Origin of the sequence: Shimia thalassica (assembly GCF_001458215.1) — a bacterium.
In the GTDB taxonomy this organism is placed as follows: Bacteria; Pseudomonadota; Alphaproteobacteria; order Rhodobacterales; family Rhodobacteraceae; genus Shimia; species Shimia thalassica.
Genome location: NZ_CYTW01000001.1, coordinates 1 through 26,104 on the forward strand (window position 1 = coordinate 1; position 26,104 = coordinate 26,104).

The window sequence follows — 26,104 nt, forward strand, 5'->3', positions numbered from 1 at the left end:
GCTCGTCAGGCTCATAACCTGAAGGTCGTAGGTTCAAATCCTACCCCCGCAACCAACGATAATTGCAAAACCGCCTCGGCAACACCAGCCTCGGCGGTTTTTGCTTTTGGTTCAGTCGCTAAGCCCAGAATCCCGGCAAGATCCCCTTGTAGGTCTATGTCATATCCTTCTTCAGTTGGTGTCAGGACAACCTTGTCAATCAAGGCCCGCAACGCCTCAGCAGCCTCGTTGCGCAGGTCGGATGCATTAAGGGCGTCGGCAAGGTTGCTGACTTTGGCGTGGTAGAGGCTCGACATATTGGGGTGCAAAACAGGCTGAGGGGAGGGCGCTGACTTCAGGTCACTCTCTAGCTTGGCTTTCCGCTCCTCCAATTCTGCCATTTTGCCCTTAACGGCAGAGGCCGGCGCCCCATCAATCAGAGCTTGGACCAGACGGTCCAGAGCGTGAATGGTTTTGGCGAGGTCAGCTTCCTTTGTCTCGCGAGACGTGTTTGAGGTTGATCGCAACCGATTGGTCTCCGCGGTGAACTCCTCGCAAAAGGTTTTGAACAGATCTGGTTCCATCAGTTTGCGAGACAGCGCACTGAGAACCCGGTCTTCAACCTTCGCCCGCGCAATCGATTTGCGATTGTTGCAAATACCTTTGTTGCGCGCCGCAGAGCACCCAATGTGGGTTTGAGAAATCACTGACATGCCGCCACCACAGGCCCCGCAGGTCAGAAGACCTGAGAGCAGGTATTTTGCGCGTCGCACCTTGCCCATGGCGCTGCCGAGATTGCTCCGCCGGGGGAGTGCGGTTCGTTGCTGACGAGATTTGGCCGCATCCCAAAGCTCTTGTGGGAGGATACGAAGGTCAGGCGTCTCAACGACAATCCAGTCCGATTCCGGGTTGAGGCGCGAAACCCGTCGACCTGTATCAGGATCTTTGATGTAGCGCTGCCGGTTCCAAACCAGACGCCCAATGTAGAGTTCATTGTTCAGGATGCCTGTGCCACGGGTGACATTGCCATGAATGGTTGAGGCGCCCCAAGCTGTTCCTCTTGGGCCTGTCACGCCCTCTTTGTTGAGAGATTGGGCAATCTTGCGTGGCGACGCTCCGTTTACATAATCTTCGACAATGCGGGTGATGGTGGCTGCTTGGGGTGAATTGATGGTGCGTTCCCCAGTTGCTTGGCTACCGTCGGCCTCTAATCGACGAACGAGATCGTAGCCAAAGCTGTTGCCCCCCCCTGACCGTCCGGCTTCTACGCGGCCGCGCAAACCACGCCGTGTCTTGTCGGCGAGGTCTTTGAGAAACAGGGCGCTCATTGTGCCCTTCAGCCCAATATGCAGTTCATTGATCTCTCCCTCGGACAGCGTGACAATCCGGATGCCCGCGAAACTGAGACGTTTGTAGACGCCGGCGATATCTTCCTGGTCCCGGGAAATGCGATCCAGTGATTCCGCAAGAACGATGTCAAACAGCCCACTTTGTGCATCTGCCAAAAGGGATTGGATACCTGGCCGGATCAAGCTGGCACCGGAAATGGATCTGTCACTGTAGCTATCCACAATGTCCCAACCTTCTGTTCCTGCACGTTCACGGCACAGACGCAGTTGGTCTTCGATCGACGCGTCCCTCTGGTTATCGGAGCTGTAACGGGCGTAAAGAGCTACGCGGTTTTGGGGGGTGTTCATCTTCGGGCCCTTCCTTTTTTGCGGGTCAAATTTGCACTGATGGCGCTTATGGCTTCATCTAGCTTTCCGACGGCATCGGATTGGTTCGCTTGGTTGTAGTACTGTTCTGCGGTACGCATCGTGCTGTGACCGAGAACCGATTTTATTATGCCGACGTCTTTCCCGCTGTAAATTGCCACATAGGTTGCCGCGCAGTCGCGGAACATGTGAGGCCCAATGCGAACGCCAAAGTGCCTTTGGGTATGCCTGGCGATGGCTGCGCCAAGTTCTTTATGTGGCAGTGCTTGGCCGCTGCGACCAACCCAAAGCTCTGTTCGCGCCTTTGCTCTCCTTTTAACCCAAGGTTTACTCCTCTGATCGGTCAGCAACTTTGGGCGTGCGACCTCCAAGTAGTACTCGAGGTCAGCTCGCAGGACATTGGGGAAAGGACCTTCCCAATGTTGCTTTGTTTTGGAAAGTTCCGGCGGGATCAGAATATGCCATTGGCCTCCAATTTGTTCGAGGTGGTGGCCAATTTGCAGTGAGCCAAAGGCCCGAATGCGTAGCGGCCGAAGAGCAAGCAGACTGATTGCAAAACCGTCGCGTACCAAGATTGCCCCACGCACTGGATGGGTATCGATCAGCGTGCGTCCGATGTCCTGAAAGTCGCGCCCCAAATCTACGAGGGCGTTAAGATCGACGATCTTGGCGCGTTTGTTGCGCGACGGCGTGGCGCGCCACTGCAAGTTACGCGCTAAAGTGTTCAAGACGGACCTATCCGCTTCGGGCCTGGCTACTTGGCAATACCTGCGCAGGTCATTGATATACATGTGCGCCGAGACCGGGCTAACCCGAGGTTGCAGAAAAGCTAGGTAAGACTGCAGGGTTGGTTGGTCTAGGTTGGAGGGAACCCTGGGATGCGCTATCCCCCTTCCTACGAGAAGCCATTTGAGAAACCGTCCCACGGTTAACTCTATCTTGTCCTGAGTGTGGGGGCTCCATGCCGCTGCAGGGCCTTGACCGTCAAAAACGTTGCCTTTGGCTTTTGCCGACAGCCAAGCGTTCTGTTCATCATGCGGCCATTCAGAAAAGGGCAGGGCGATGTAGCTGTTATCGGCAAGCGCATTCATAAGCGACGTCCATTGCCGCGTGAGCCACGGCCCGTTTGGTGGATCACCTCGTCGAAGCGCTCGACTGCTGCTTCCATTTCCATACCAGCGTAGAACTGTATGGTTGTTTGGATGGATTTGTGCCCTAGCAGAACACGTACGGTCTCATAGTCTCCTGGCCGGTGCTGCAGATATAGAAACCCACAGATGTGGCGAAACTGATGGGCTGTAAGCCGTATACCCAGTTCCCGCTCGCATATAGTCGATATTGCCTCGCCTAGCCCCGCTTTGGCTCTTCGCTCCCCTCTCTTTCCGGGAAATAGTTCGTCGCAATTGGGCGACGCGATTTGAGGCCAAATCCGATCCAAGTAGCGATCAACCATCTTCGCCACCCGGCCCGGCAACGGATACTCCAGCGCCTTGTTGTTTTTGACCTCATGAGCCTCAAAGGTGAGGACATACTTCGTTCCTCGACGAACAAGGTTCTGCGACAGAGATATGTTGCACAGGTTCTCTATGCGGATCGGTACCGACTGCAGGATGGCAATAGCCAAGGCCGCACTTGCACGAAACACTTGGATCTGCGACGGATCGTTGACCCGTAAGTTGTGATCGAAAACCTTTTTGGGCATGTTGATGAAGCGCATCACCAACTCTGGGTTCTTGAATTGCGCTAGAGTCTCGCGGTTGAGACTCGTCATCTCCGTTTGTTCGAAATGGACACGGCGGCAAAGATCGGCAAAAGCTCTCATCTCCTCCTCACCAAGATTTACCCAGTGACGAGCCACACAGCGCAAGTCGGTTGCGTATATTTGCGTTTGCCGATTGGGCTTTCTGTCAGTCCGCTCCAGATACCACGTCAAAATGGTTTTGGCGTGGTCGAATTCTACGAGTACAGCCAAGGAAGTGATGCGTTCAATTGGAACCCCCTTGTGGACGAGAATTGACGCCGCGCGCTTGAGGTTCTCAACCCGCTTTTGTGCTGAGACCGGACGTTGTGGTGGAAGGCTGCGTTCTTGAAAGACATCGTCCGCGATCAGGAACTTGTAGAAGTCCTGAAGCTCCTTCTGAAAGCTTGCGGGAAAATCCGCGTGCGGAATCTGGAAACCTTTCTTCCGATCAAGGCCCGCGAGTTGCACATTGGGCCAACCCCCAACCGTATTGGCGTACGTGTTCCACCGATTGATCAGCATCTGGAATTTGTCATCTGCCTTGGTGGCGATGCTGTGGGTGATCACGCGATCATAGTACTGCCCCACAACTTCCTGTGTTACTGATTTTGGCGGCACGCGGTGACAGCTGCACCACCTCATGAAGCGCATCAAAACGCGGCGATCAGTTAGCTTCGTGATCATTGCGTCTAGGTTCGCCCACTCTGCTGTCAGAGGTGCGGTCAAGTGCAATGGATCAAGGTCGACGCCGCTTTCGATGAGCGCTTGAGCAAACGCTGAACGTATATTGCTGAAGCGCTTGGGCGTTATGCCAAAACGTCCTGGCTGACCGCGTTCCAGGGCCACCCTAAATGCGGCTATATCGATGGCTACCCCACTTGGAGGACGATTCAGCATCTTGGCGACTGCTTTGACCGCAGATGCCATTGCGGACCTCTGATTGTTGGTTAGGTGCCCAGCGGATTTAAGGTGCTCAAGCACGCAATTTAGCGTGACGGGTTTGGACTGTTGATGTCCCATGGTGTCTCCTACTGACAGGTGTTGAAATTTGGGAAAACACGTAGAGAGGAATATGACGTATTCTTCTGGCAGAGTTTCCCTGGCGTACGGTCGGTCCGCTGAAAACAAGGGGAAAATCAGTGCGCTCGGAGATTGGTCGCGCGGCGCCCAGTTCGGTACATGTGCAGAAAGCGTTCGAGGTCCGCCTCCGAGATCCGCAAGACGCGGCCCGTGCGAAACGCCTTTAGGTGCCCAGATTTTATCCAACGAAAAACGGTACGCTCCGAGACATACATGCGGTCTGCCACATCGCTAACCGTCAGCATGGGCTCGCGTTCGACGTCGTTCATTTTTGGTCCTCCGACTTGGAGTGGGGAGGATCTACGTCTCTAGCCCCACCTTGCTTCTGTTCCATGTCGGACACGACCTGCCGTGCCGAAGCACGCGCAAGGACGCGCACCAAAGCCTTCAGAGAGGCGCTATGCCGATCGTCAGTTGCTGTTGCTTTTTGGCGCGAAGTGTCCGTCATGGACCCTTCTTAGGCGAGGTTGGCGATAAACCAGTGGTCACAACCTCATCTCTTTCGGAGTGAGGTTATGACCATTGGCCTTAGTCAAGAAGACTTGGCGCGTTGCTTCAGCAAGAAACGCTTGATCGCTTCATCTAGGCCATCCGTGGACTCGCCAAAACTTTCAAAGAGATAATGGCACATTGTGCAGAACTTGCCTGTGGGCGTGGAAGTGGCTCGACTACCAAAAACCTTATCGTGCAGAGCAAGCAATGTCTTCAGTGTGTATTCCCGAATTCGATCGGATCGACGGCCACCTTTGTTATGCCAATCACCTTCTAGACTCTGTTCCAGTGGCTTATGCAACGCACGCAGTAGTGAGATTAGAGCGAGATCGGGATCTTCGGCGTATTTGATCGAGATGTCTTTAGAGATGGATCCGTCAATCGCCCCCAAACCCTCAAAGTTCGAAAGCTGTGGAAGATACTCAACGTTAGACGGGTTCGGAATAATGAAACTTAGGTCCGGAAACAGTGCGTTTGCATCAGGTTGATTGAGGAGCAGTGCAAGAGTTCGGCTAAGCTCGGGCGATGCCAAGAAATGCAACGTCAATCTGTGTTGGCAGAACTCCTCAATGACTTCTCCCAGCCTTTGAGCCGTTTTTTGGAGCGCATTTGCAGGCCGATGCAAACGTATCACGTCATACGAAATGTCTTGGTCACGAAGCCAACTTGGCACTTCGGAGTACTCCAGAACTTCTTGAAGAAAGAGATTACGTTTGTTTTGAGGGACCTCAAGAAGTGTGGCGATTTCCTCAAAATGCAATTGAACTGATTCCCAGTCGCGGCTTGGATTTTGCATGTGAAATCTCCTTGGTTGCATCAGTTGCCTCGTGCTGCCTTCCGACAGGACCACCCAGCAGGATCCGGGTTGGTGGCGACCTCGCAGTCGCGCTCTTCACGTTGTCTTGCTTCTATACTTGTGGGCATTTTAGCGAAATTCAAGTGGCGAAAAGGGCATAACATTGGAAGGTGGACTGCGCGTTCCGGCATTTTCCTGGCGGTCGGGTATGATCGAAGCGGCTCAGGGCCCGATCGGCCTCAGCTATACGCCGGACCTCATAGCAACCTACGTTTCGATTGCGATGTCATGGAAAAACTCCCGCCACCCGCACCAACGACGGGCTGGGTCAAACCCCAGATGGGTTCCATCTCGCAAATCTATCAGATCGAAGATAAGGGGATGTTAGCTCCATCAGGGCCTAACATATAAGCAGGTTCAGTTCGCCGGGATCAAGCCCAACGCCACTTGCATCCGTGCAGAGCTGCAGAAACACTTTTGGGCGTATTCGACTTTGCGGATTGAATCGCGTTTGAAGCCAACGGCCTGTTCGCAATCTTCACGTGCGGCCCCTGCCATCTGAAAGGCGGCGCCGTTCCCGCCATTGATGCTAAGCTGGCCATAGTATTCCGACGCTTCTTTCACACGCTGAACGAGATCGTTTTGCAGTGCCTCACCCACGTCCGAGACGGACAGAGGCACTTCGCGATAGGTCCTGCAGGCGGCAAGGATATCTTCCAGCCCAACCGTGACGCGGCGATTAAGACGCTCAGGTGTCGAGACCGAAATCAAAAGATCATGTTTGCCGCGCGTTTCGGTTTTTCCAACCTTTTCAACAGGAACGCCCGCTGCTCGCAGCGCTTCTGCGACGGCTTGTGCGCGTCGCAAACCAAGGTTGTCATTGTAAGACGATCCGCCAACCGCGTCTGTGTATCCGACGATGACGGTCGGTTTGTAGGTATCCACCGATTTCAGGGAGTCAGCGATTTCAAGAATCTGTTGTTGGGCCTGTGCATCAAGCTGGTCAGAGTCAAAATCGAAATTCACCGTTCCAAACACCTGAGCGACCAAAACAGAAGGCAACAACAGGGCCATACACACCGAAATAACAGAGAAAAACTGCAAGCGCATTTGATGTCCTTAAGTCGCTGAGTGTGAACTGTGAGTTGCAACACTGTGAACAATATGTCGGAATTATTCAAGTAACGTGCTAAATGTGTATGGCACGCATATTTTTTGAGTGTAGGCTGGTCATCAGCGTGATTGAAGAACGAAACCAATAGGGTTGCTAATGCTCAAAAAGATACCTGCTGTCATCTTTTTTATGGCGACTGCCATGGGGCCGAATATTTCTTCGGCATTGTCACTCGAAGACTCAATTCTTTACGTGCTTGAGACGAACCCGGAAATCAAGGCTGCGGAATCCAACAAGCAGGCAATTGAGTTCGAACTCGAGCAAGCGCGCAATTTTTATTCACCAAAATTCGAGCTGGAGGCTTGGGCTGGCACCAGTGAAAACAGAGGAAACGCGTCTCCGGATCTTGGGGCTGCGTCTGGTTCGGTTGAAGGATATGAACTGACCGCGCGTGTTTCCCAGATGTTGTTTGACGGGTATCGCACACGTTCCGAAATCGAACGACAAGCCTATAGAATAGACGCAGCGGCCTATCGTGTGCTTGAACGTTCCGAGGTTTTGTCGCTGGAAGCGGTCCGTCTGTATTCTGATGTCCTGCGCACGCGGTCTTTGCTGTCCTTGGCCCAGCGGAACTATACCTATCACAAAGATGTCTATGCCCGTCTTAAGACAGGGTATGACCGTGGCGTCATTGGAATTGGTGATCTGCAACAAGGCGAAGAGCGCGTTTACCTTGCCGAAGATATCATTCTCGAGTTCGAATTGAACGCGGAAGATGCCGAAACGCTGTTTCTCGAGACCGTTGGCGTTGAACCGAAATCCCTTCAAACCTTACCCTCTGTCAGCCGCGCGGTGCCATCTTCGCTTGATCTCGCCTTGGGGCGCACGCGCACCGACAATCCCACAATCAAGTTCATGCAATCAGATGTCGGATCTGCCGAGGCGTTGTCTCGCAGGGCTAACTCTAATCGATATCCGTCTTTCCACCTCGAAGCAGAAGGCCGCACAGGCGAAGACGTCGGCGGCTTCCTCGGAGATCGAGAGGATTTCCGCGTCGGTCTTGTGTTGCGGTACGAGTTTCAGGGCACACGCAAACGCGCAGTGCGTCAGGAACAGGCCCGCCGCGTGAACGAAAGCAAATCGCATCTGTTGTCCCGCACACGCCGTGTTGAAAGCGAGGTTCGCCAATCATGGTCAACGCTGCGTTCGGCCAAAAGACGCCTTTCGACCATTCAGGGCCAAGCCCGGTTGTCCCGCCAATTGCGCGAGGCCTATGAAAACGAATTTGTGGTTGGAAACCGGTCTCTCCTGGATGTGTTGAACACTCAAGGTGCCTTGTTTCAGGCCGAAGCCAATCTGATCAACGCGCGCAGTTTGACGACTTATGCCGAATATCGCCTGCTTGCCTCGGTTGGTATTCTGCTGCCAACCTTAGGCATCAAAGCACCAGAAGACGCCAAGCCATACGCCGGTGAAAAAGTGGGTGCGCCGGGTCTGAGCGAAGCCAGCAGCGAGCAACAGTTTGACGCCAAAACCTTTCGCCAGTGGCGACAGTCGGTTGAAAAATAACGCGCCTCGCGGTGTTGCAGGAGATGCGCAATTACTGACTCTCGCAAAAAGACGGACACAAATCCCAGGATTCAAATCAAACCTGTTGTGACCAAGGGCACTGGCGGTAAAGCCGCCTCTGCACAAGAGTGGGATTTTGCCCGTATTTCCGCGGACCCTTTGGTGCAGGCCATGGCAGTGTGCGCACGTTTGAATGGTCATGACATTGGCACCGAGGGCCTGTTGGCCGGGGTTGCTTTGCCGTCTGACGGACTGATGACACCGGCTTTGGCGGTCTCGACCCTCGAACAGCACGGGTTTCGCGCCCATCTGACGAAACGAAAGCTGAGTGCTGTTCCGGATGGTCTTTTGCCGGCTGTTCTATTTATGCGAAACCGAGAAGCCTGTGTTCTGGTTGAGCGTCTGAATGACAGCTTCGTGGTTATCTGGCCGACGCGATCCGACGAACAAGTTGAAATATCGCGAGAAGACTTTCAGAAACTATATGCAGGCCATTTGCTGATCATGCGGCGGGATATGCCGCGTACCACGCAAGAGGCCGAAGCCCCCAAAACGCCGCGTCACTGGTACTGGAGCGTCGCAGGGCAATACTGGCCCGAGTATTTTCAGGTCATTCTGGCATCGGTTCTGGTGAATGTGCTTGGGCTCGCCGTTCCGATATTCACAATGAATGTCTATGACCGGGTTTTCCCCACGGCCGCGATAACCACGCTCTGGTCTTTGGTGGCGGCTGTCGGGGTCGCGCTTGTGTTTGATGCCATATTGAAATGGATCCGGTCATCCGTGGTCGACAACGTGGGCCGAAATGTTGATCAGGCCGTGTCGGCGTCGATCTTCCGGCATTTGTCGGATCTTGAGTTGCAACAAGCGATGCAACCGGCCGGCGCGCTGATCAATACGCTGAAAGACTATGAGCAGGTCCGCGATTTCTTCTCGTCACAAACGCTGGCCACGCTCACGGATCTTTGTTTCAGCTTTCTGTTCATTGCCGTTATTGCCTATCTTGGCGGGCCCTTGGCATACCCGCCGGCCATCGCACTGGTTGTGATCATCACGCTGGGAGTCCTCACCATGGTGCCCTTGCGCGGGGCCACAAATGCCTCTCGACAGTCTACGGGCATCAAAAACGCGGTTGCGGTCGAGGCACTGACCGAGCTGGAAACGCTCAAATCCATCGCCGGACAGGGCCGGATGCAGGCGCGTTGGGAACAATACGTCGCTGAAAGCGCACGCGTGAACGAGCGCAGCAAGAAGATCGCCACGTTCTCGACAACAGTGACCAGCTTTGTGCAGCAGGCCTCCAGCATCGGGATCGTCATCATTGGCGTTTATCTCGCATTCGAGGGAAGCCTGACGATGGGGGCCGTGATCGCCGCGATGATCCTTTCGGGGCGGGCCTTGGCACCCACGGCGTCTTTGGCATCCCTGTTCACACGGGCGAGTTTCGCCTTTTCGACCCTGCGCAGCCTGAACGCCCTGATGGAAAGCCCGTCTCAGAAACCTTCGAGCGGTGTCATTCTGAACGCTGGCATTGATCAGGGCGCGTATGATTTCAAAGATGTGTCGCTCGAATATCCGGGAACCTCGGTGCCGGCCCTGAAAGAGGTGTCCTTTTCGGCATCCGGATTGGAACGCATCGGCATCATCGGCCCTGTTGGCGCTGGTAAAACCAGTCTGGTGCGGTTGATGAGCGGGCTTTACCACCCGACGTCGGGGCTTGCCACGCTTGATAGTTTGAACATTGCGCAACTGGGAACGGCAACCTTGCGGCGCGATGTGCAACTGGTGACCCAGAATGCAGTTCTGTTTTCCGGAACACTTGCCGAAAACATCGCATTTGGAATGCCACAGGCCACCGTCGAAGATGTGTTGCGCGTGGCCCGCATGACAGGCGTTGATCAGTTGGCGGCTAAAAATCCGATGGGTTTTGCGATGCAGATCGCGGAACGCGGCGCAAACCTGTCCGGGGGGCAAAGGCAAATGATCGCCTTGGCGCGTGCTCTTTTGCCAAAACCGCGGGTGCTCATTCTGGATGAGCCGACATCGTCGATGGACACAGCCACCGAACAGTTTTTTGTTGAAAGGCTGAAACGCATCTTGTCGCAACGCCCAATGACGCTGGTTGTATCAACCCACCGGACAAGCCTTCTGGCGCTTGTTGACCGCATCATGGTGCTCGAGGACGGCCAACTCAAAATGGATGGCGCGCGGGATACGGTTCTGGCTTCATTGAAGGTCAAACAAAAATGAGCAGGCAGGATTGGCAAATTCGCGAATTCGCCCAAGGCCAAGACGCGGCCCGTCTTGGACGGTCGGCACGTTCTTTGACACTGCTTTTGATTGCGCTGGTGACCCTTCTGGTGGCCGCGCTGGTTTGGGCCTCACAGGCCCGTATCGAAGAAGTGGCCCGCGCACAGGGCAGGGTGGTGCCATCCGGCAAAGCCCGCGTTCTGGAAAGTCTTGAAGGCGGTATTATCCGGGACATTCTGGTGCGCGAAGGGGATGTCGTCCAAGCCGGTGATATCCTTGTGCGGATAGATGACACCGGGTCTTCTGCCTCTTTGGGCGAGTTGAAGGCACAGATGTATGCTCTGTCGATCAGGGGCATGCGCCTCGCGTCAGAACTGCGCGGAGATGAGGTGCTGACGTTCGAGAACACGACTGTTGATCCCGAAAGCGCAGAAGCTCTTCGAGAGATCGCCATTTTTGACAGCAGGCTGGCAAGCTATTTCGGTCAGCGGGCCGTTCTCGAGGCGCAGCTGAACCAACGCCAGAGAGAAATCGAAGAGACAGAAGGTAATCTGACCCGCGTGGCAGAAGGCATCGCGCTACTTCAGGAAGAAATTGACCTGAAAAACGCCAGCGGCGTTGTCCCGCGTGCGCAGATCATCCCGATCGAACGTGAACTGTCCGCGCGTCGTCAGGAAGAAGACGCGCTTGCCAGCCGTAGGGAACAGGCACGTGCGGCCCTGCGCGAAGCAGAGGCCCGTCTGGAAGAACTCAGGTTGCAGCGGCGCGCCGAAATCAGTCTGGAACGCTCTGACACGCTGAACCAGATCAGCGTGATCGAAGAAAGCATCAAAAGCGCGAGTGACGTTGTTTCGCGCGCCGATTTGCGCGCGCCCGTGACAGGCATTGTGTCGGTCCTGAATGTGCACACAATCGGTTCTGTTATCGCGCCGGGCGAAGAACTTTTGCAGATCGTTCCACAGGAAGACCGCTTGCAGGTCGAAGGCCGCATCAGGCCCGAAGATGTGGCGTTTGTGTATGCCGGTCTTCCCGCAAGCGTAAAGCTGACATCCTTTGATTTCACGATCTACGGGGCGTTGGCGGGGCGTGTCATGCGCGTCGGGGCCGATGCGCAACAGGACGAGGCCACCGGCGAAATCTATTTCCCGATCATTGTCGAAACAGACAGTAACGTTTTGACACGCGGCGACGAAAATCACGAAATCCGTCCGGGCATGGTGGCATCTCTGGACATCCAGACCGGTGAGCGGACCGTTCTGGATTACCTGCTCAAGCCGTTCCGAAAAGCCCGGCTGGAAGCTTTGCGGGAACGGTAAAGCAGGTTTGGAAACCCCTAGATAATAGCGGTTTCCTGTGCGCCACTGGCATTCGCGAAAATGACCTCGACCTCGTCTGCAAATCCGCCTGATCCGGTTTCTACCGTTGCCGCAAGAGACCCGTCCACAGTCAATTCGCCTGTGGCGTTATCATAGCCGACATGGTCATCCAGGTTTTCACCCAGGTTCAGTGCAACAACTGCCGTGAGATCAATCTGGTCGACACCGGTCGGGAACAGCAGTCCAACGGGTTCTTCGAAATCAACAATGAGGTCTGCGGAGCCTAGATCGGTGATGGTAAACACATCTGTTCCGGCTCCACCTTCCAGCGTATCGGAACCGGCGCCGCCAATCAGAATGTCGTTTCCGCTGCTGCCAATCGCCCAATCATCGTCGTCGCCAAGATCAATGGTGAAATCGCGGCTTGAGGCGCTGAGATCGACAAAGTCGGACCCGCCTTGCATCTCGAAACCATCAATCTCGGTATAGGGCGTTGCAAGGCTGAGAACGACAGCATCATCGCCGCTGGTGCCGCGCGCAATATCATTGCCCCCTGTGGCACCCGTCACATCATCCATAAGATCACGGGTTACCCCGTCCGGGCCGGTATGTGTGCCGTCGGCCACCATTTGAAGCGTGTCGATATCCAGATTGGCCGTCGCGGTGGATCGTGCTGGACCCGGACCACTGTCGACAACATCGTAGGTCAGGGTAGGGGTGCCGATATAGGCGGCTGGCACGTTGACGAAAACCGTGGTGCCGATCACCGTCAGACCCACCAGAGGATCATCCGAAGTCACGTTTTCAACGGTCAAAGGAAGATCAGGATCCGTCGCGTTCGCCAGTAGATCCGCAAAGGAAATCGCGAACAACGCATCTGTCGAGGTGATGTCCACGGGGCCGCTGATATCCGGTTGATCGTTGATCGCCACAAGGAAGGTATCGGATGCGCCAGTGCCATGGTTGGTGGACACCGTGATTGTGCCTTCAAGAACACCCGCAAAGTCACCCGGAACTGTGATCGACAATGCGGCGACAAGAGCCGCGAAATCGGTCGGTGACGTGGCCCCGCGTGTTAGTGTCAAACGGTCTCCGGCAAGGGTGCCTGCAGACGCGGTTGTGCCCGCAGGAAGCGGATCGTCAAACTGGACAATCACTTCTTCAAGGGTTTCTGACGGGGTGGTCTGCACATCCGTGACCATGGCGTCGATCCCAAAGTCGACCACAATGGGTGTTCCGGTTTGCGGTGCGGTATCCGGTTGAACATCGACAGTCACGGTCAAGTCCAGCTCGCCATCAACGGCGATTGTGAACACACCGCTTTCATCGCCGCCTTCGTTTGTGGTGACGTTGATGGTGCCGTTAAGCGGCGTACCGTTTGTGGCATAGTCCTGCGGGAACAACAGGGTAAGCTGTTGGAAGTCGGCCAAGCTTCCCGAGAACACAAGATCTCCGGTCACTGGTACAATGGGGCCAGCAGCCACCTGATAGGCCATTCCCTCTGAAACACCCACAAGAGTGTAGGTCACGTTGTCTACAATTTCGGACCCGTCGGTATCCGTCACCTGTATGTCAAAATCGCCTGCCGGATCATGCGTGACTGTGGCGTCTGTTTCATCAAGTTCGACATCCGGATCAAGAACGCTGAACACAAGGTCAGGGGCAACGGCGATATCAAGATCAAGGGTCTCGGTTGGGGAACGTTCCGTATCGGTGAAAAGGCCATCCGCATCTGTTGTGATGGCAGTTACGTCAAGCGAGGTCATGCCCCCGAAGTCAGGCGGCGCAAGGAACGTCACCACCCCGTTTGGAGCAAATCCGAGATTGACCGACGGCGTGATGGTCGGCGCAGGCGACGAATCCAGTGTCACGATGCCGTTGACGACGGGTTGCTCGACCCCGTCCAGGAAGATTTTGCCACCGTCCGGAACCACAATTTCAAAGCTTATCGTTTCATGCGGGTCAGGTGTTTCACCGCTCAGGGTGAGCGTAAACACATCGCCAGAGTCTTCGGTACCCTTTACGGGATCGATGCTTGCCGTCAGAACCGGTTCATCCGCATCGGGCCGTATTCTCAGAATGAAATCCTGCGTGCCCGTTGCTTCGTCCGAGTTGGCCAGTTCAAGCGTGTTCACCGCCAACGTCAGGGGGATTTCACTTGGGATGGTCGGATCAAGTGAGTCCGGCGTACGGCCATGAATCGCGGTCAGCTGAATTGACACCAGAGGATAGGCCGATTCCGAAATCGTGTAGCTGCCATCACCGTTATCGATAAATCCGTTGTTCGACGGGCCGGTGACGTTCAAATAGTCAGGAACACCTGACAGCACGATCGCGATTGTTTCAGACCCGTCTTGGTCGGGTGATCCGGCGTCAAGAAGCTGGCTAAGGTTTAGCGGAATGTCTTCGATTGCCGTAATGACAGGTGTTGCACCGGATGTATCCACAAACGGCTGGCCTGTATCGGGATCGATAATGGTCTCGTCGAAGTTGAAGAATGGAACATCGGCGACGGGAATGACGTTCAAGGTCTGTGTTATGGTTGTTGCCGCAGTCGTGTTGTCGATGTCTTCAGAGCTTGCGGTAACGCGCACGGTCAAAGGGCCGCTATAGTGTTCGGCGGCACTGAGGGAAAGACCATCGACGTCGGCATAGTTCACTTCGTACCGAACAAACCCGCCTCCTATGTCCGTACCTGTCAGCGGATCACCATTCGAGTCCAGCAGTTGGCCGCCGTTGGTGGACTCCACGTCGATCTGTACCGTTCCGGAAGGCCGCTCACCCCCATCCGGGCTGCTGATTTGAAGACCAAGGTCAAGCGTGGTGTCTTCGTCAAATGATCGTCCACCCAGCACGATGGTGGGTTGATCCACAATCGGGTTGATCGTGAGATTGAACGTGCTGGCTGCCGAGGTCGAGGTTCCACAGGTCAGGTTGTTCAGGATCATTGAATATTCGAGGGAATCCAGCCCGTCATAGGGATCTTCATCGCCAAAGGTCTCTGACGGTGCGAAGGGGTTCGTCGGGCTTGATTCATGTTCTGGTGGGGTAAACAGAAGCTTCCCTTCGGTCTGTGTCGGATCGTTAGGGTCCACTCCCAAAACAGAAAGGTCGACCACCCAAAGCCCCGTGACCGGATCAAACAAAACACCACCGGGTGGATCTGTCGCAAGAGATGCGCCCGGAGGCAGTTCAATGCCCAGTCCGAAATCGCCGGTAACGCCGTTTGGCAGGTTCACCAGGTCGTCAATCGAGTCATAGAACGGAGGCTGCGGTGTGATCGACACCGTCAGTTCAATCACCGTGTCTTCATCGCCGCTGCCAATGAGTTCAAGAATGGGAAGCGGCAAATCCTGTTCGGGTTCGCAAGGCAGACCGCCATTGCCGTCAGCAGGAACAACAACAACAGTGAAGTCCATCGGAACCACTGCACCACCCGGCAATGCGTTGATAAGGTCCAAGACCTCTTCGGGGGTGCCGATGAGCCCATCCAGCGGCTGATCGTCTTCCACGACAATGGCGTGAAGCGTCATGTCGTAATAGGTCACTTCGGTCACATTGGTGGGCACGAATTCCAGGGTGGCAAGCTGCTGTGCCGTGACGACAAAGGATTCACCGGACGAGTCGACCGGAGTAGCCCCCAGGAATGAAACGCTCGGATCGACCCCTGTGATCAGATAATAGAGTGTTTCCGAGCCATCGAATTGACCGGTTCCGAATGTGATTTCGGTCATGGCGCCAGAGATGGGGTCGGCGGCTCTGAAAAGGTTGTTCGGCGCGATAAGCCCCGATCTCAGAATGACGTCCCGCAGCTGTGAATCCAGGAAGAACGGACCGGTATCAAAGCCTGCGTATCCATAAACGCGATCCGCGTTGGCAACGCCGTCCACAATTTCCGTAGGCCGGAACGTGTCGTCAATCTCGTCGTCTGTGATCGTCGACAGGGGATCATCGGTCGGGTCAGGATTTTGCAGCGTCAAAATTGGATCATCGGCAATGCCGACGACATCAATCGTGACTGTACCGGTCGCAAGCTGGACCTGCGTGATGTCAATTGTCTCGTAGTAGAGGACCGTTACATCAAATTCGATGGTTTCATTGCTGTCAGTGCCAGGAAGCACCCAAAGTTCTGCCGCTTGCACGGGTGTCAGACGGATTTCGCCATTGCTATCGACGGGGACTGCGTTGATGTAATCGCCGGGAGAGCTTGAGTTCGCGATGGGTTGCCCCAAGAAGAACGTCGGAACGCGCCCGAAAGAGTCCGGAACGACATTTGAAATCACCAGTTCGCCCAGAATGTCCTCTGGCGACCCCGGTGAATTGTTGAGGTTGTCGATGATATTGCCGTCGATTGGCGTGGCGATTGCGGTGTCTTCGGTGCCTCCAAAGCTTTCGGATGGATCGCCACCATCGATGACGGGATCAATATGAAGAATTTCATTCAACGTGGTGACACGTGTGCCACCGCCATCGCTTTCGGTTGTGACCACATCGATCTGCAGAGGGTAATCCCCCGCATAGTGGGTTGGGATGCCGCGTAGTTCTGCCGTCAGCCATGCACCGTTTTCCAAGCTCCATGAGTTGAATCCCGGTGGTTGATTGACGTCCGTCAGCAGTGCGGGCACTTTTTCGCCCCCGGGATCATTCGGGTCCGTGACATAGACCGTGACGCCTGCGGGTACCTGGCGCATGACCACGGCCGTGACCGTCTCTGATCCGTCTGTATCAAGAATGGTTGGCTCAAACGGGATTTGCCAGACGCCTCCGGCCGCATCAATCGTCCCTTCATTGCCAACGGGGCCGTTCAGAATGACAGCGATGTTGTTGACGGGATCGACATCGACATCGAATGTCGCGTCGGCGTCATCGGTGCGCACCTCGTCGGTGTTGTCATCAGAGACCGTGACCTCGATTATCAGGTCCGCGCCGAAGAAATCGCCGAGGGCGGTAAAGGAATCTCCGTTTTGTCTGTCGACATCATAGTCTTCGTACAAGGAGGGTCTGAGTTGCAAAGAGGCCTCGAACGATGTGACATCAGGAACAAACGTGATGGTCAGCGTTCCCGAGTTTTCATCATAGGAGGCACTGTCAACCAGATCATATTCGGACTGCTCGAGCGGCAATCCTCCGTCCGGATCAAAGAAGGCGGATTGCAAAACGTCAGTGCCGCTCAGATGATCCGCGATCCAGTCCGTCGGGACATTCGAAATCACAATTGTTTCGATCTGTTCCGAGCCGTCCGTGTCGGGCGTGCAGGCATCGAGGCCGACATAAAGATCGACCTGTCCCGGACCGCTGCCATCTGACGTGCTTTCGAGCAATGTCAGGATTTCATCACCGCTGACAGATCCGTTTTCGACGGTCGCGTGAACGATCATCGGGCTATCATCTGCCACGTCACCGGCGTCACGTACAAAGACAGAAGCGGTCAACTCGGCTTCGACACGGGGGCGGACCGTTTGCACGATCTGGAAGGTCGAGGTGCCTGGATTGTCGCCGGGGTCAAGCTCGACGTCACCTGTTGTGGTTTCGCTCCATGCCAGCGTGCCATCCAACGTCAGCACTCCACTGAAGTGTTGGGGCACTTCGATGCGCAGGTCTTCGATTGCAGCTGTGAAATCCGCGCCGCTTGTTCCGGGCAAAGGTGTGATGGTGTAATCGACACTATCGGGTGTTGATCCCGTTTGCGTGATCTGAACCAGCTTGGACAATCCGTTGTTGCGCACCTCGAGAAGCAAATCAGAGGCGTGCGACGGATCGAAATTGTCACTTTCCGTTTCGACAGAAATGCTCAGAGTCAGGCTTTGCAAGACTTCCGAACCGTCGGTGTCCTGAAGTGCAACATCGGTTAGGGCGATGTTCATGCGGCGCGCACCATCTGTGTTCTCTTGAACGCGTGTATCTGCCACGTTGAAGTCCAAATCATCGACGATGGCGTCAACGTCGATGTCGAGATCATCTTGCGCGGTCTGGGTGTCAGAGGGCAGGCCCGCGGCGCTGTCGACCGAGGTTACAGTTGTCACAAGGTCGTTGCCAACAATGGTTTCCACATCGCGATCGTCATCCGCCAGAGGCGTTATCCGAAGCGCGCCAATAAACTCCTGAACGTTGCCATTCAGTGTAATTGTAAGTGTCGTTCCATTGATGGTCGCAGACGAGATAGATGCAGCACCCTGTTCGAACAGGGCAAGATCAACTGCGCCATTGGTGTTTGGAATCCACCCGTCTGGCACGTGCTCCACGACAATTGTCGTCAGCTGCTCTGATCCATCCCGATCAGGTGTCTGCGCGTCGAACGTCATCAGGAACGATGTATCTTCGTCCACGATAAAGTTGTCCGCGGTGATCATGTCGACATTTGCCGGTGTCGCATCAACCGACACAACCAATGTCGGCTCGGAAACCGGCGTGACGTTCAGGGCAAAGCTCTCTGACGTGCCTGCGGCTGTGCCCTCGTCGGTTTGCACGGTGACATTGATATCGATAATGCCCGAGAAGTGCTCGGGGAAAGAGACAACCCCAAGCGCCTGAAGCTCGGTCAATGTGCCGGTCCACGTTGCCGTCGGGCCGTTCACAATGACCCCACCGGTCAATTCGGTGTCTCCAGTGGGCAGGTCTACAAAATCAACGGTGATGGCGGTGATGATTTCGGATCCGTCAATATCCGTGACAGCCGTGTCGAGGTTGAAGGGAATGAAGGTTCCCAAATCTTCGATCACGGTGATGTCCTGGGCCGTTATGACAACATCCTGCTCCGACGCCACGGTGATAACAAAGGCTTGGGTCTCGATCCCGTCTGTGCCATCAACATCTGTTTCGCCTGCAAGCAGCGCTTCGTCCGTGGTGAATGTCGCGCTGCCGGTAATGTCTGTGGTTGTTGAGAAGTCTGCTGGAAGACGCAGGATCAGGTCGGCGTATTGTGCGTAGCTGAGGCTTGTGAGACCAAAAGTAGGGCCATCAGGGACAGCCGTGAACGACGCGCCGCCATCGGTCGAATACAAAGACCCGGTTGGCAGGCCGGACACGGATATATCGACACTTGCGACAGTTTCAGACCCGTCTGCATCCGATCCGGCTGCCGCTACGGCATCTACCAGATGCACATCCAGCGGTGTGTCCGTGGTGGTGTCTTCGTCAGAATCTCCGGGGGCATCGTTTTCAGTCAGGTCCAGTCGTCCCGGACCGCTGAGTGCAACGTCGCCCTCGGCATCAACCGTGACCGTCAGCTCTCCGCGTCCGGCACCGCCCTCGTTTGTGATTGCAAACACGTTACCAATCAGCGATGTGGCCGGATTTTCGGTCGAGAAATCTGCTGGCAACTCGATAACCAGACCATTGTACTCGGCCAGTGTGCCCACAAACTGAAGCGTTGAACTGGTATCTGTAAAGTTTGTGCCGCCATCTGTTGCATAACGTGTTCCGGTCGGCAGGGCGTTGAAAATCACGGCAACCTGCGAAATCGACTCGGACCCGTCAATGTCTGTCGCGACCGGCATGATTTGATCTGCCGGACGGAATTGGATGGCTGCGTCGGTTTCTTCCAGCGCAAAACTACCGTCATTGATCGTCATGTCACCTTCTTCGGTGACGGTTATGGGGATGTTCTCGGACACAGTGCCTTCATTTGTCGTAACCGTAATGGTCGCAAACAGGTCTTGTTGCGGAGACGTTGTTGAATAGTCCCGCGGGAAAAGGATGGTGGCGTCCGTCGCGATCGCTCCGGTGCCGTTGAAGATGTACAGGAAGTCGGAGGTGCCGTCTCCGTTATCGGTAAATATGCCGATGGGGTTCCCGCCGCCATCAATCACTTGTGTGCCGGCGGGAATGCCATCCAGATCGAAGGTGAGGTTTTGGATCGTTTCGCCGGGTCCGACGATTACATCAATGAAGTCGGACAGCAGAACCGAAACCGTGTCATCGGTTTCATCGGTGATGACTTCTCCGTCGATAATGATGTCCGGAGTTGGGGAAACAATCACGGCTTGCACCGTGTTCTGAACGCCTTCCGGCGTGGTGACCGTAATCAGGTTCAGAATTTCGCCGTGGTAATTCGGCGGCAAAGACAGAACAAGCGCGTTTGCCTCTGCAACGCTTCCTGTCCAATTTGATCCGCTCAGCACGCCGCCATTCACACCTGTCCCTGCGGGTATGCCAAAGAATTCTATGGCGACCTGCGCTGCAAACCGGGGATCACTTGTATCAGCCGTTTCCGACCCGTCCTGATCTGTAATGCTCACGTCAATGCCAAGATCGACATCGACACCCAAGTCCGGATCGCCAGTGTTCCCGTCATCTTCCTGTGCATTCACGCGAAGTGGGGCTGTGAGGGAAATATCGGCCTCAAAGCCTATTTCGACAATTCGGGTTGCAGTGGCGGTGCCGTCGTTTGCCGTATCGGTGCCCCGATCCTGATCTTCGTCCGTTTGGACATCAAGTGAGAACGTCAAGGCCTGTGTGGTGGAACCATCTGTCAGATCCGCGCGGTTGGCGGTCGAGAAATCGGCAGGCAGCGTCAAGTTGAACGTCGCATAGGCCGCGGAAATGTCTGCCACAGTTGCGGACAGCATGGTCAGGGTCAGGGTGCTGGACCCCGTGGCCTGATCCGTTGCGAAATCAAGGATCGCCCCTGTTGGGACGGTGATGTTCAACGACCCTTCGTTTGAACCTGCGGGCAACCCTTCGATCGTCAGAACGAGCGTTTCAAGGTTTTCGGACCCATCAAGATCTGTTGTTGCGGGCCGCAGCAAATCCGACGGCGTAATCACCGTGCTGGCATCCGTCTCGTCAGGGATGGTATCCGGCAGGGTGTCGTCAATCTCGACGTCCCCTTCCGGTGTAATCCGCAGCACAACAGGGGAGCTGTCGCCAGAAGCGTCCTCTGACGAGGTGGCAGACAGAGTACCATTCAGGACAAGCCCGTCCGACGCGGGGCTCTCCGTCGAATAGTCCGTCGGGAAGCTGAATTGCAATGCTTGGTATTGCGCGTCCGTTCCTGTGAAAGAGAAACCGCCGCCCGTGGCCGGATTGTATGAATAGGTCGCAGCCGGCACGTTCAGTATCAAAATGTTCGCGGGAAGATCGACCAATGTCAGCGAAACTGTTTCCAGCGTTTCCACAGGTGTGTTGGGATCGGTGTCGTCGATACCCACTTGCCATGCAGATGACGGTGTCACCACTATTCTGGCATCGGTTTCCTGCGCTTCTAGCTCGTCAATGTCAAAGTCGATATCACCCGTTGGTGTGATCGTGATAGTCTGCGAGGTGTCGATTTGCCCTTCTGGGCTGATTGCCGTGATCTGGCTCTGGATCGTGCCCGAGTAATCTTCAGGCAACGTTAGGTTCAGACTGTTTGCGTCATCCATGTCACCGGTCCAGATCCCCGTTGATGGATCATATTGACCTGACGAGAAAACGACCCCATCCGGAAGGTCGGTAAAGCTGATTTCGACTGTGGTGCTGTCTTCCGACCCATCGATGTCGGTGGCGGCGACTGCGATCCCGAGATCAACCGTGACGCCCGCGCCATCGCTGTCTTCTGCCCCCGTAACGGTTGCTGGGGCTGTCAGCGTGACATCAAGTTCGTATCCGATGTCTACGATGCGTGTTGCGGTTGCGGTGCCGTCTGTGGGTGTGTCTGCGTTTGGATCCTGGTCTTCGTTGGTCTGGACGTTGAGTGTGAGTGTGAGGGGCAGGCTTGTGCTGCCGTCTGTGAGGTCTGCGCGGTTTGCGGTTGAGAAATCTGCGGGCAGGGTCAGGGAGAGGGCCTGATAGGCTGCCATGACATCGCCGACATCTGCGGCGTTGAGGGTGATGGTGAGGGTTGCGGCGCCGGTTGTGGCGTCGTCGTCGATGTTTGCGATGGCGCCTGCGGGCAGGGTGATGCCGAGGCCTGGCAGGTCTGATCCTGCGGGCAGGCCGGAGATGGTCAGCAGGAGTGTCTCGAGGGCCTCTGATCCGTCGGCATCGGTGACGGCGGGCAGCAACAGATCCGAGGGCACCACGGGGGTTGCGGCGTCGGTCTCGTCGGGCACGGTGTCGGGCTGGCTGGTGTCGATCTCGACATCGCCTTCGGGGGTGATGCGCAGGGTGACGGGTGTTGTTTGTCCTGCGGCATCCTCTGAGGAGGTTGCCGAGAGGGTGCCGTCCAGGACGAGGCCGTCCGCGGCGGGGCTTTCTGTGGAATAGTCTGCGGGGAAGCTGAGTTGCAGGGCCAGATACTGGGCTTCGGTGCCGGTGAAGGTGAGTGCGCCTCCGGCGGCGGCGTTATAGGTGATGGTGCTGGCGGGGACGCCGAGGGCGAGGACCGCGGGGGGCAGATCAGCGAGGGTGAGGGTGACGGTGTCGAGTGTCTCGCGGGGCAGGTTGGGATCGCTATCCGAGATGGCGATGGCCCAGGCATCCGAGGGGGTGAGCACGACACGGGCGTCGGTCTCTGCGGCGACGAGTTCTTGAATGTCGAAGTCGATATCGCCTGCGGGGGCGATGGTGATGGTCTGTGCGGTGCTGATCTGGCCTTCTGGGCTGATGGCGGTGATGGCGGCGGTGATCGTGCCGGAATAATCTGCGGGCAGATGCAGCGAGAGGGCGTTGGCCTGTGCCATGCTGCCGGTCCAGAGGCCTGTGCCGGCCTCGAGTGTGCCGGTGCTGGCGGTTGCGCCTGCGGGCAGGTCGCCAAAGGCGATCTCGACGGTGGTGCTGTCTTCTGAGCCGTCGATGTCTGTTGCGGCGACTGTGATCGCGAGGTCGACCGTGACGCCGGAACTGTCGGCGCCATCGCCGTCTTCCACGGCCAGAACCGTTGCAGGCGCTGTCAGGGTCACGTCCAGCTCGTAAGCCAGGGTCACGTCCAGACGGGCGATGCCAAAGCCGCCTTCGTCTGAGACGGCGGCGATCTCGGCAAACAGGGTGGTTGCCGGGTTCTGGGTGGAATAATCGGTGGGCAGCGACAGCACCAGGTTCTGGTATTCCGCGAGTGTGCCGATGAAGTTCAGGGTTGGCAGGGCGAGGGGGGCAAAGCTTGTCCCGCCATCTGTAGAGACCTGCGTGCCGGGGGGCAGCGCGTTGAAGGCGACGGCGACCATCTGGATGCTTTCCGAGCCATCCGCGTCGGTCACCCGGGGGGTGATACTGTCGCTGGGGCGGAAGATCACGGGGGCATCGGTCTCGGTGAGGGCGAGGGTTGCATCGGCGAGTGTGACATCGCCTTCGACATTGATCACGACGGGGATGTCGCCGGAGGCGGTGCCGTCTGATGTTGTGACGGTGAGGGCGGCCTCGAGCGTTGTGGCGGGGTTCTCGGTCGCATAATCGGTGGGGAAGACCAGCCGGACGTCTGCCGGGTCCAGGGTGTCGCCTGCGGCGATGGTCAGATCGAAGGTAAAGGTGCCGTTGCCTGCGTCGGTGAAGGTGCCGACATCATTGCCTGCGCCGTCCAGGGCCTGCATTTGCGGGGGCAGGCCGGGCAGGGCGAAGCTGAGGCTTTGGATGGTCTCGTTTGGATCGCTGACCAGGACCGAGATAAAGTCTGACAGCAGGACCTCGACGGGGGCGTCGGTCTCTGTGGTCACAATGGTGCCGTCGATCACGATGTCGGGTGTCGGGGTGACGACGATGGCCTGTGGCGCGCTTGCGACGCCTTCCGGGGTGATCACGGTGATGGTCGACAGGATGGTGCCGTTGTAGTTGCCGGGCAGGGACAGGATGAGGGCTTCGGCTTCGGCGACGGTGCCGGTCCACAGACCTGCGGCCACATCGAGTGCGCCGCCATTGGCGGTGCTGCCTGCGGGCAGGCCGCCAAAGGCGATCTCGACGCGCGCGGCAAAGCGCGGGTCGGCGGGGTCTTCGGTCTCCGAGCCGTCGATATCCGTGATGGCAATCCCGATCCCGAGATCGACATCGACGCCCTGGTCGCTGACGGGCACGCCATCGTCCTCGGCGGCGATCCGCAGGCGGGGGGCTGTGAGGTCGATGTCTTGTTCGTATCCGATGTCTACGATGCGTGTTGCGGTTGCGGTGCCGTCTGTGGGTGTGTCTGCGTTTGGATCCTGGTCTTCGTTGGTCTGGACGTTGAGTGTGAGTGTGAGGGGCAGGCTTGTGCTGCCGTCTGTGAGGTCTGCGCGGTTTGCGGTTGAGAAATCTGCGGGCAGGGTCAGGGAGAGGGCCTGATAGGCTGCCATGACATCGCCGACATCTGCGGCGTTGAGGGTGATGGTGAGGGTTGCGGCGCCGGTTGTGGCGTCGTCGTCGATGTTTGCGATGGCGCCTGCGGGCAGGGTGATGCCGAGGCCTGGCAGGTCTGATCCTGCGGGCAGGCCGGAGATGGTCAGCAGGAGTGTCTCGAGGGCCTCTGATCCGTCGGCATCGGTGACGGCGGGCAGCAACAGATCCGAGGGCACCACGGGGGTTGCGGCGTCGGTCTCGTCGGGCACGGTGTCGGGCTGGCTGGTGTCGATCTCGACATCGCCTTCGGGGGTGACCCTGACAGGAAAGCGAAGCGTTGCCGTCTCGCCCGCGTTTGAAACGGCCTCAACCGAACCAAGCAGCGGACCAGATGCAATATCCGAGCGGGACGCCGAGGAAAAATCCGTGGGCAAGGTGATGTCGAGCGTATCAAACTCGGCAAGAGTGCCGACAAACTCTAGAATGAATGTGCCGTCCGGTTGAGCCACAAGCTGTCCGGCGCTGACTTGGGTTCCAGAGGGCAGGCTGTCGATTTGAAGCCGAACTTCTGTGACCGTGTTTGTTGTGTCCTGTGACGTAAACGTGAAGCCGATGTAGTCGGTTGGGCGAAACTGGATCGCGGCGTCTGTTTCGGAAAACCGAAACGGTCCGGTCAACGTTATTTCCAGATCGGCGGTTGTGGACCCATCGTCATCCCCGCTGTATTCGCGGTCTTCCCGTGTACCAAAAGCGTAGCCTGTCGGCGGCAGCAATGGGTTGATATCAAGACCAATAAGCGGGTCTTCGACAATCAGTTCGCGTTCGTCCGCAGACCCCCAAACGGGCGTGCCGGGGTTCACGATGAAATGCAGCGGAATCTCTGCGACGTCTTCTAAAACGCCCCAATCCTCTTCAGCAGTCGCGACGCTAATGAGCCTTGTGATCGGCACCAGAACCGAGCCAGTATCAATGAGAAGGGAGGACTCTGCAGCATTGGGAAAAACAATCAGAGTTCCGTCGGGTTGCAGCAGAATGAACTGATTGTCGAGGATAAAGGGGAACTCGATATTGGCGCCATCGGGCAGCTTTACGGATGTGAGAAACTCGGTGTCGAGGACAATAACCTGTTCGGAAGCAGTTTCGAGAACCTTGCGGACATCGTCCTTGGAGGAGTTTTTCGCTAAGGTTTCATCCTGTTTCGACGTCATATTTGTTTTCCCAAAAAGCAACGCAGCTACGTCACGGTAGCATTACACATACTGGTCGTCGATTTGTAAATTTGGCCTGTGTTTGTAGTTTGTAGAGGGGTAAACGCCCCCGAGAGGCTTTGACCTGTCATTGTGGGTTTGCAAATACCTACTAATTGAGGCGTCGATCGTAGAGGTTACGGCCTATGGATTAGATTTTCCGAAACGCGTTTACTATGTCCACAATTCGAGCACCAATGGGGAGGAGCTGGCGCGCAGGAAGCTAAGCAGCAGCTCTGGTGTTTTGAATGCGTGAACATCTGACCCGGTAGGGACTTTATGGAATCTGAAAAGCGGGGACTGGCAGGTGGTCGAAGAAAATCATCTGTCAGCGCATCGGACATTGGCCAATTCCGGCATCCTCCGCGCACCGTTCTATCGTCCCTCTCTGCAGATTTGCTCCGCAAAGCGTCTGCCGGGCAATGGGATATGCCCAATACTTCCAAAGCGATGAAGCCGGGCTTGCAGATCAATTTCCCAAGCCCAAAAATGCTTGGAACTGCGTTGGGTTTTCCGAGGTAGGGTGAATGGTTTTGATACTTAGCTGGAGTGCTGTGGGCCATCTATATCGTAGGAGCGCTTGCAGGTAAGGACAATTCGAAGCGAGCTTCTGGGATGGTGAAAAAAGTCAAATGCGAGCTTAGAT

General features: G+C 56.2%; 10 protein-coding genes. 3 read left to right on the forward strand and 7 right to left on the reverse strand.

All coding sequences use genetic code 11. The features are described from left to right. Positions 1-11: 11 nt before the first annotated feature. From PH7735_RS00005 to PH7735_RS00030, 6 genes are all read right to left on the reverse strand, one after another. Positions 12-1,676 carry a recombinase family protein gene (locus PH7735_RS00005; RefSeq protein ID WP_058309297.1) on the reverse strand — a complete coding sequence of 555 codons (1,665 nt, stop codon included), beginning with the start codon at positions 1,674-1,676 and terminating at the stop codon, positions 12-14. Further along, positions 1,673-2,785, reverse strand: coding sequence for a site-specific integrase (locus PH7735_RS00010; RefSeq protein ID WP_058309298.1), 1,113 nt, complete (start codon positions 2,783-2,785; stop codon positions 1,673-1,675). Before PH7735_RS00010 ends, PH7735_RS00005 begins: the two co-directional genes overlap by 4 nt. Continuing rightward, positions 2,782-4,362 (reverse strand): tyrosine-type recombinase/integrase, encoded by a 1,581-nt coding sequence (locus PH7735_RS00015; RefSeq protein WP_158503142.1) that lies wholly within the window; start codon positions 4,360-4,362, stop codon positions 2,782-2,784. The genes PH7735_RS00010 and PH7735_RS00015 overlap by 4 nt, the downstream gene beginning before the upstream one ends. Before the next feature lie 209 nt (positions 4,363-4,571). Then, positions 4,572-4,784: a helix-turn-helix domain-containing protein gene (locus PH7735_RS00020; RefSeq protein ID WP_058309300.1), complete on the reverse strand. Its 213-nt coding sequence runs from the start codon at positions 4,782-4,784 to the stop codon at positions 4,572-4,574. A 263-nt stretch (positions 4,785-5,047) separates the two neighbouring features. Beyond that, positions 5,048-5,803: a hypothetical protein gene (locus PH7735_RS00025; RefSeq protein WP_058309301.1), complete on the reverse strand. Its 756-nt coding sequence runs from the start codon at positions 5,801-5,803 to the stop codon at positions 5,048-5,050. Positions 5,804-6,220: 417 nt separating this feature from the next. Continuing rightward, positions 6,221-6,913 carry an OmpA family protein gene (locus PH7735_RS00030; RefSeq protein WP_233488246.1) on the reverse strand — a complete coding sequence of 231 codons (693 nt, stop codon included), beginning with the start codon at positions 6,911-6,913 and terminating at the stop codon, positions 6,221-6,223. 205 nt (positions 6,914-7,118) lie between these two features. On the opposite strand from PH7735_RS00030, the gene PH7735_RS00035 reads away from it, so the two are divergent. From PH7735_RS00035 to PH7735_RS00045, 3 genes are all read left to right on the forward strand, one after another. Continuing rightward, a complete protein-coding gene (locus PH7735_RS00035) occupies positions 7,119-8,486 on the forward strand; it encodes a TolC family protein (RefSeq protein WP_233488247.1) in 1,368 nt (455 codons plus the stop codon). A gap of 87 nt (positions 8,487-8,573) precedes the next feature. Further along, complete coding sequence (locus PH7735_RS00040) at positions 8,574-10,736, forward strand: type I secretion system permease/ATPase (protein WP_058309303.1); 2,163 nt, start codon at positions 8,574-8,576, stop codon at positions 10,734-10,736. Further along, positions 10,733-12,052 carry an HlyD family type I secretion periplasmic adaptor subunit gene (locus PH7735_RS00045; protein WP_058309304.1) on the forward strand — a complete coding sequence of 440 codons (1,320 nt, stop codon included), beginning with the start codon at positions 10,733-10,735 and terminating at the stop codon, positions 12,050-12,052. Before PH7735_RS00040 ends, PH7735_RS00045 begins: the two co-directional genes overlap by 4 nt. 17 nt (positions 12,053-12,069) lie before the next feature. Here the strand turns inward: PH7735_RS00045 and PH7735_RS00050 are convergent, their stop codons facing one another. Continuing rightward, complete coding sequence (locus PH7735_RS00050) at positions 12,070-25,419, reverse strand: hypothetical protein (protein ID WP_058309305.1); 13,350 nt, start codon at positions 25,417-25,419, stop codon at positions 12,070-12,072. Positions 25,420-26,104 lie beyond the last annotated feature (685 nt).

What these genes read in the sequence shown, in the direction of transcription:
- PH7735_RS00020 (WP_058309300.1), bottom strand. Translation starts at nt 4,784, where the DNA reads ATGAACGACGTCGAACGCGAGCCCATGCTGACGGTTAGCGATGTGGCA.
- PH7735_RS00015 (WP_158503142.1), bottom strand. Translation starts at nt 4,362, where the DNA reads ATGGCATCTGCGGTCAAAGCAGTCGCCAAGATGCTGAATCGTCCTCCA.
- PH7735_RS00010 (WP_058309298.1), bottom strand. Translation starts at nt 2,785, where the DNA reads ATGAATGCGCTTGCCGATAACAGCTACATCGCCCTGCCCTTTTCTGAA.
- PH7735_RS00045 (WP_058309304.1), top strand. Translation starts at nt 10,733, where the DNA reads ATGAGCAGGCAGGATTGGCAAATTCGCGAATTCGCCCAAGGCCAAGAC.
- PH7735_RS00025 (WP_058309301.1), bottom strand. Translation starts at nt 5,803, where the DNA reads ATGCAAAATCCAAGCCGCGACTGGGAATCAGTTCAATTGCATTTTGAG.
- PH7735_RS00035 (WP_233488247.1), top strand. Translation starts at nt 7,119, where the DNA reads ATGGGGCCGAATATTTCTTCGGCATTGTCACTCGAAGACTCAATTCTT.
- PH7735_RS00030 (WP_233488246.1), bottom strand. Translation starts at nt 6,913, where the DNA reads ATGCGCTTGCAGTTTTTCTCTGTTATTTCGGTGTGTATGGCCCTGTTG.
- PH7735_RS00005 (WP_058309297.1), bottom strand. Translation starts at nt 1,676, where the DNA reads ATGAACACCCCCCAAAACCGCGTAGCTCTTTACGCCCGTTACAGCTCC.
- PH7735_RS00050 (WP_058309305.1), bottom strand. Translation starts at nt 25,419, where the DNA reads ATGACGTCGAAACAGGATGAAACCTTAGCGAAAAACTCCTCCAAGGAC.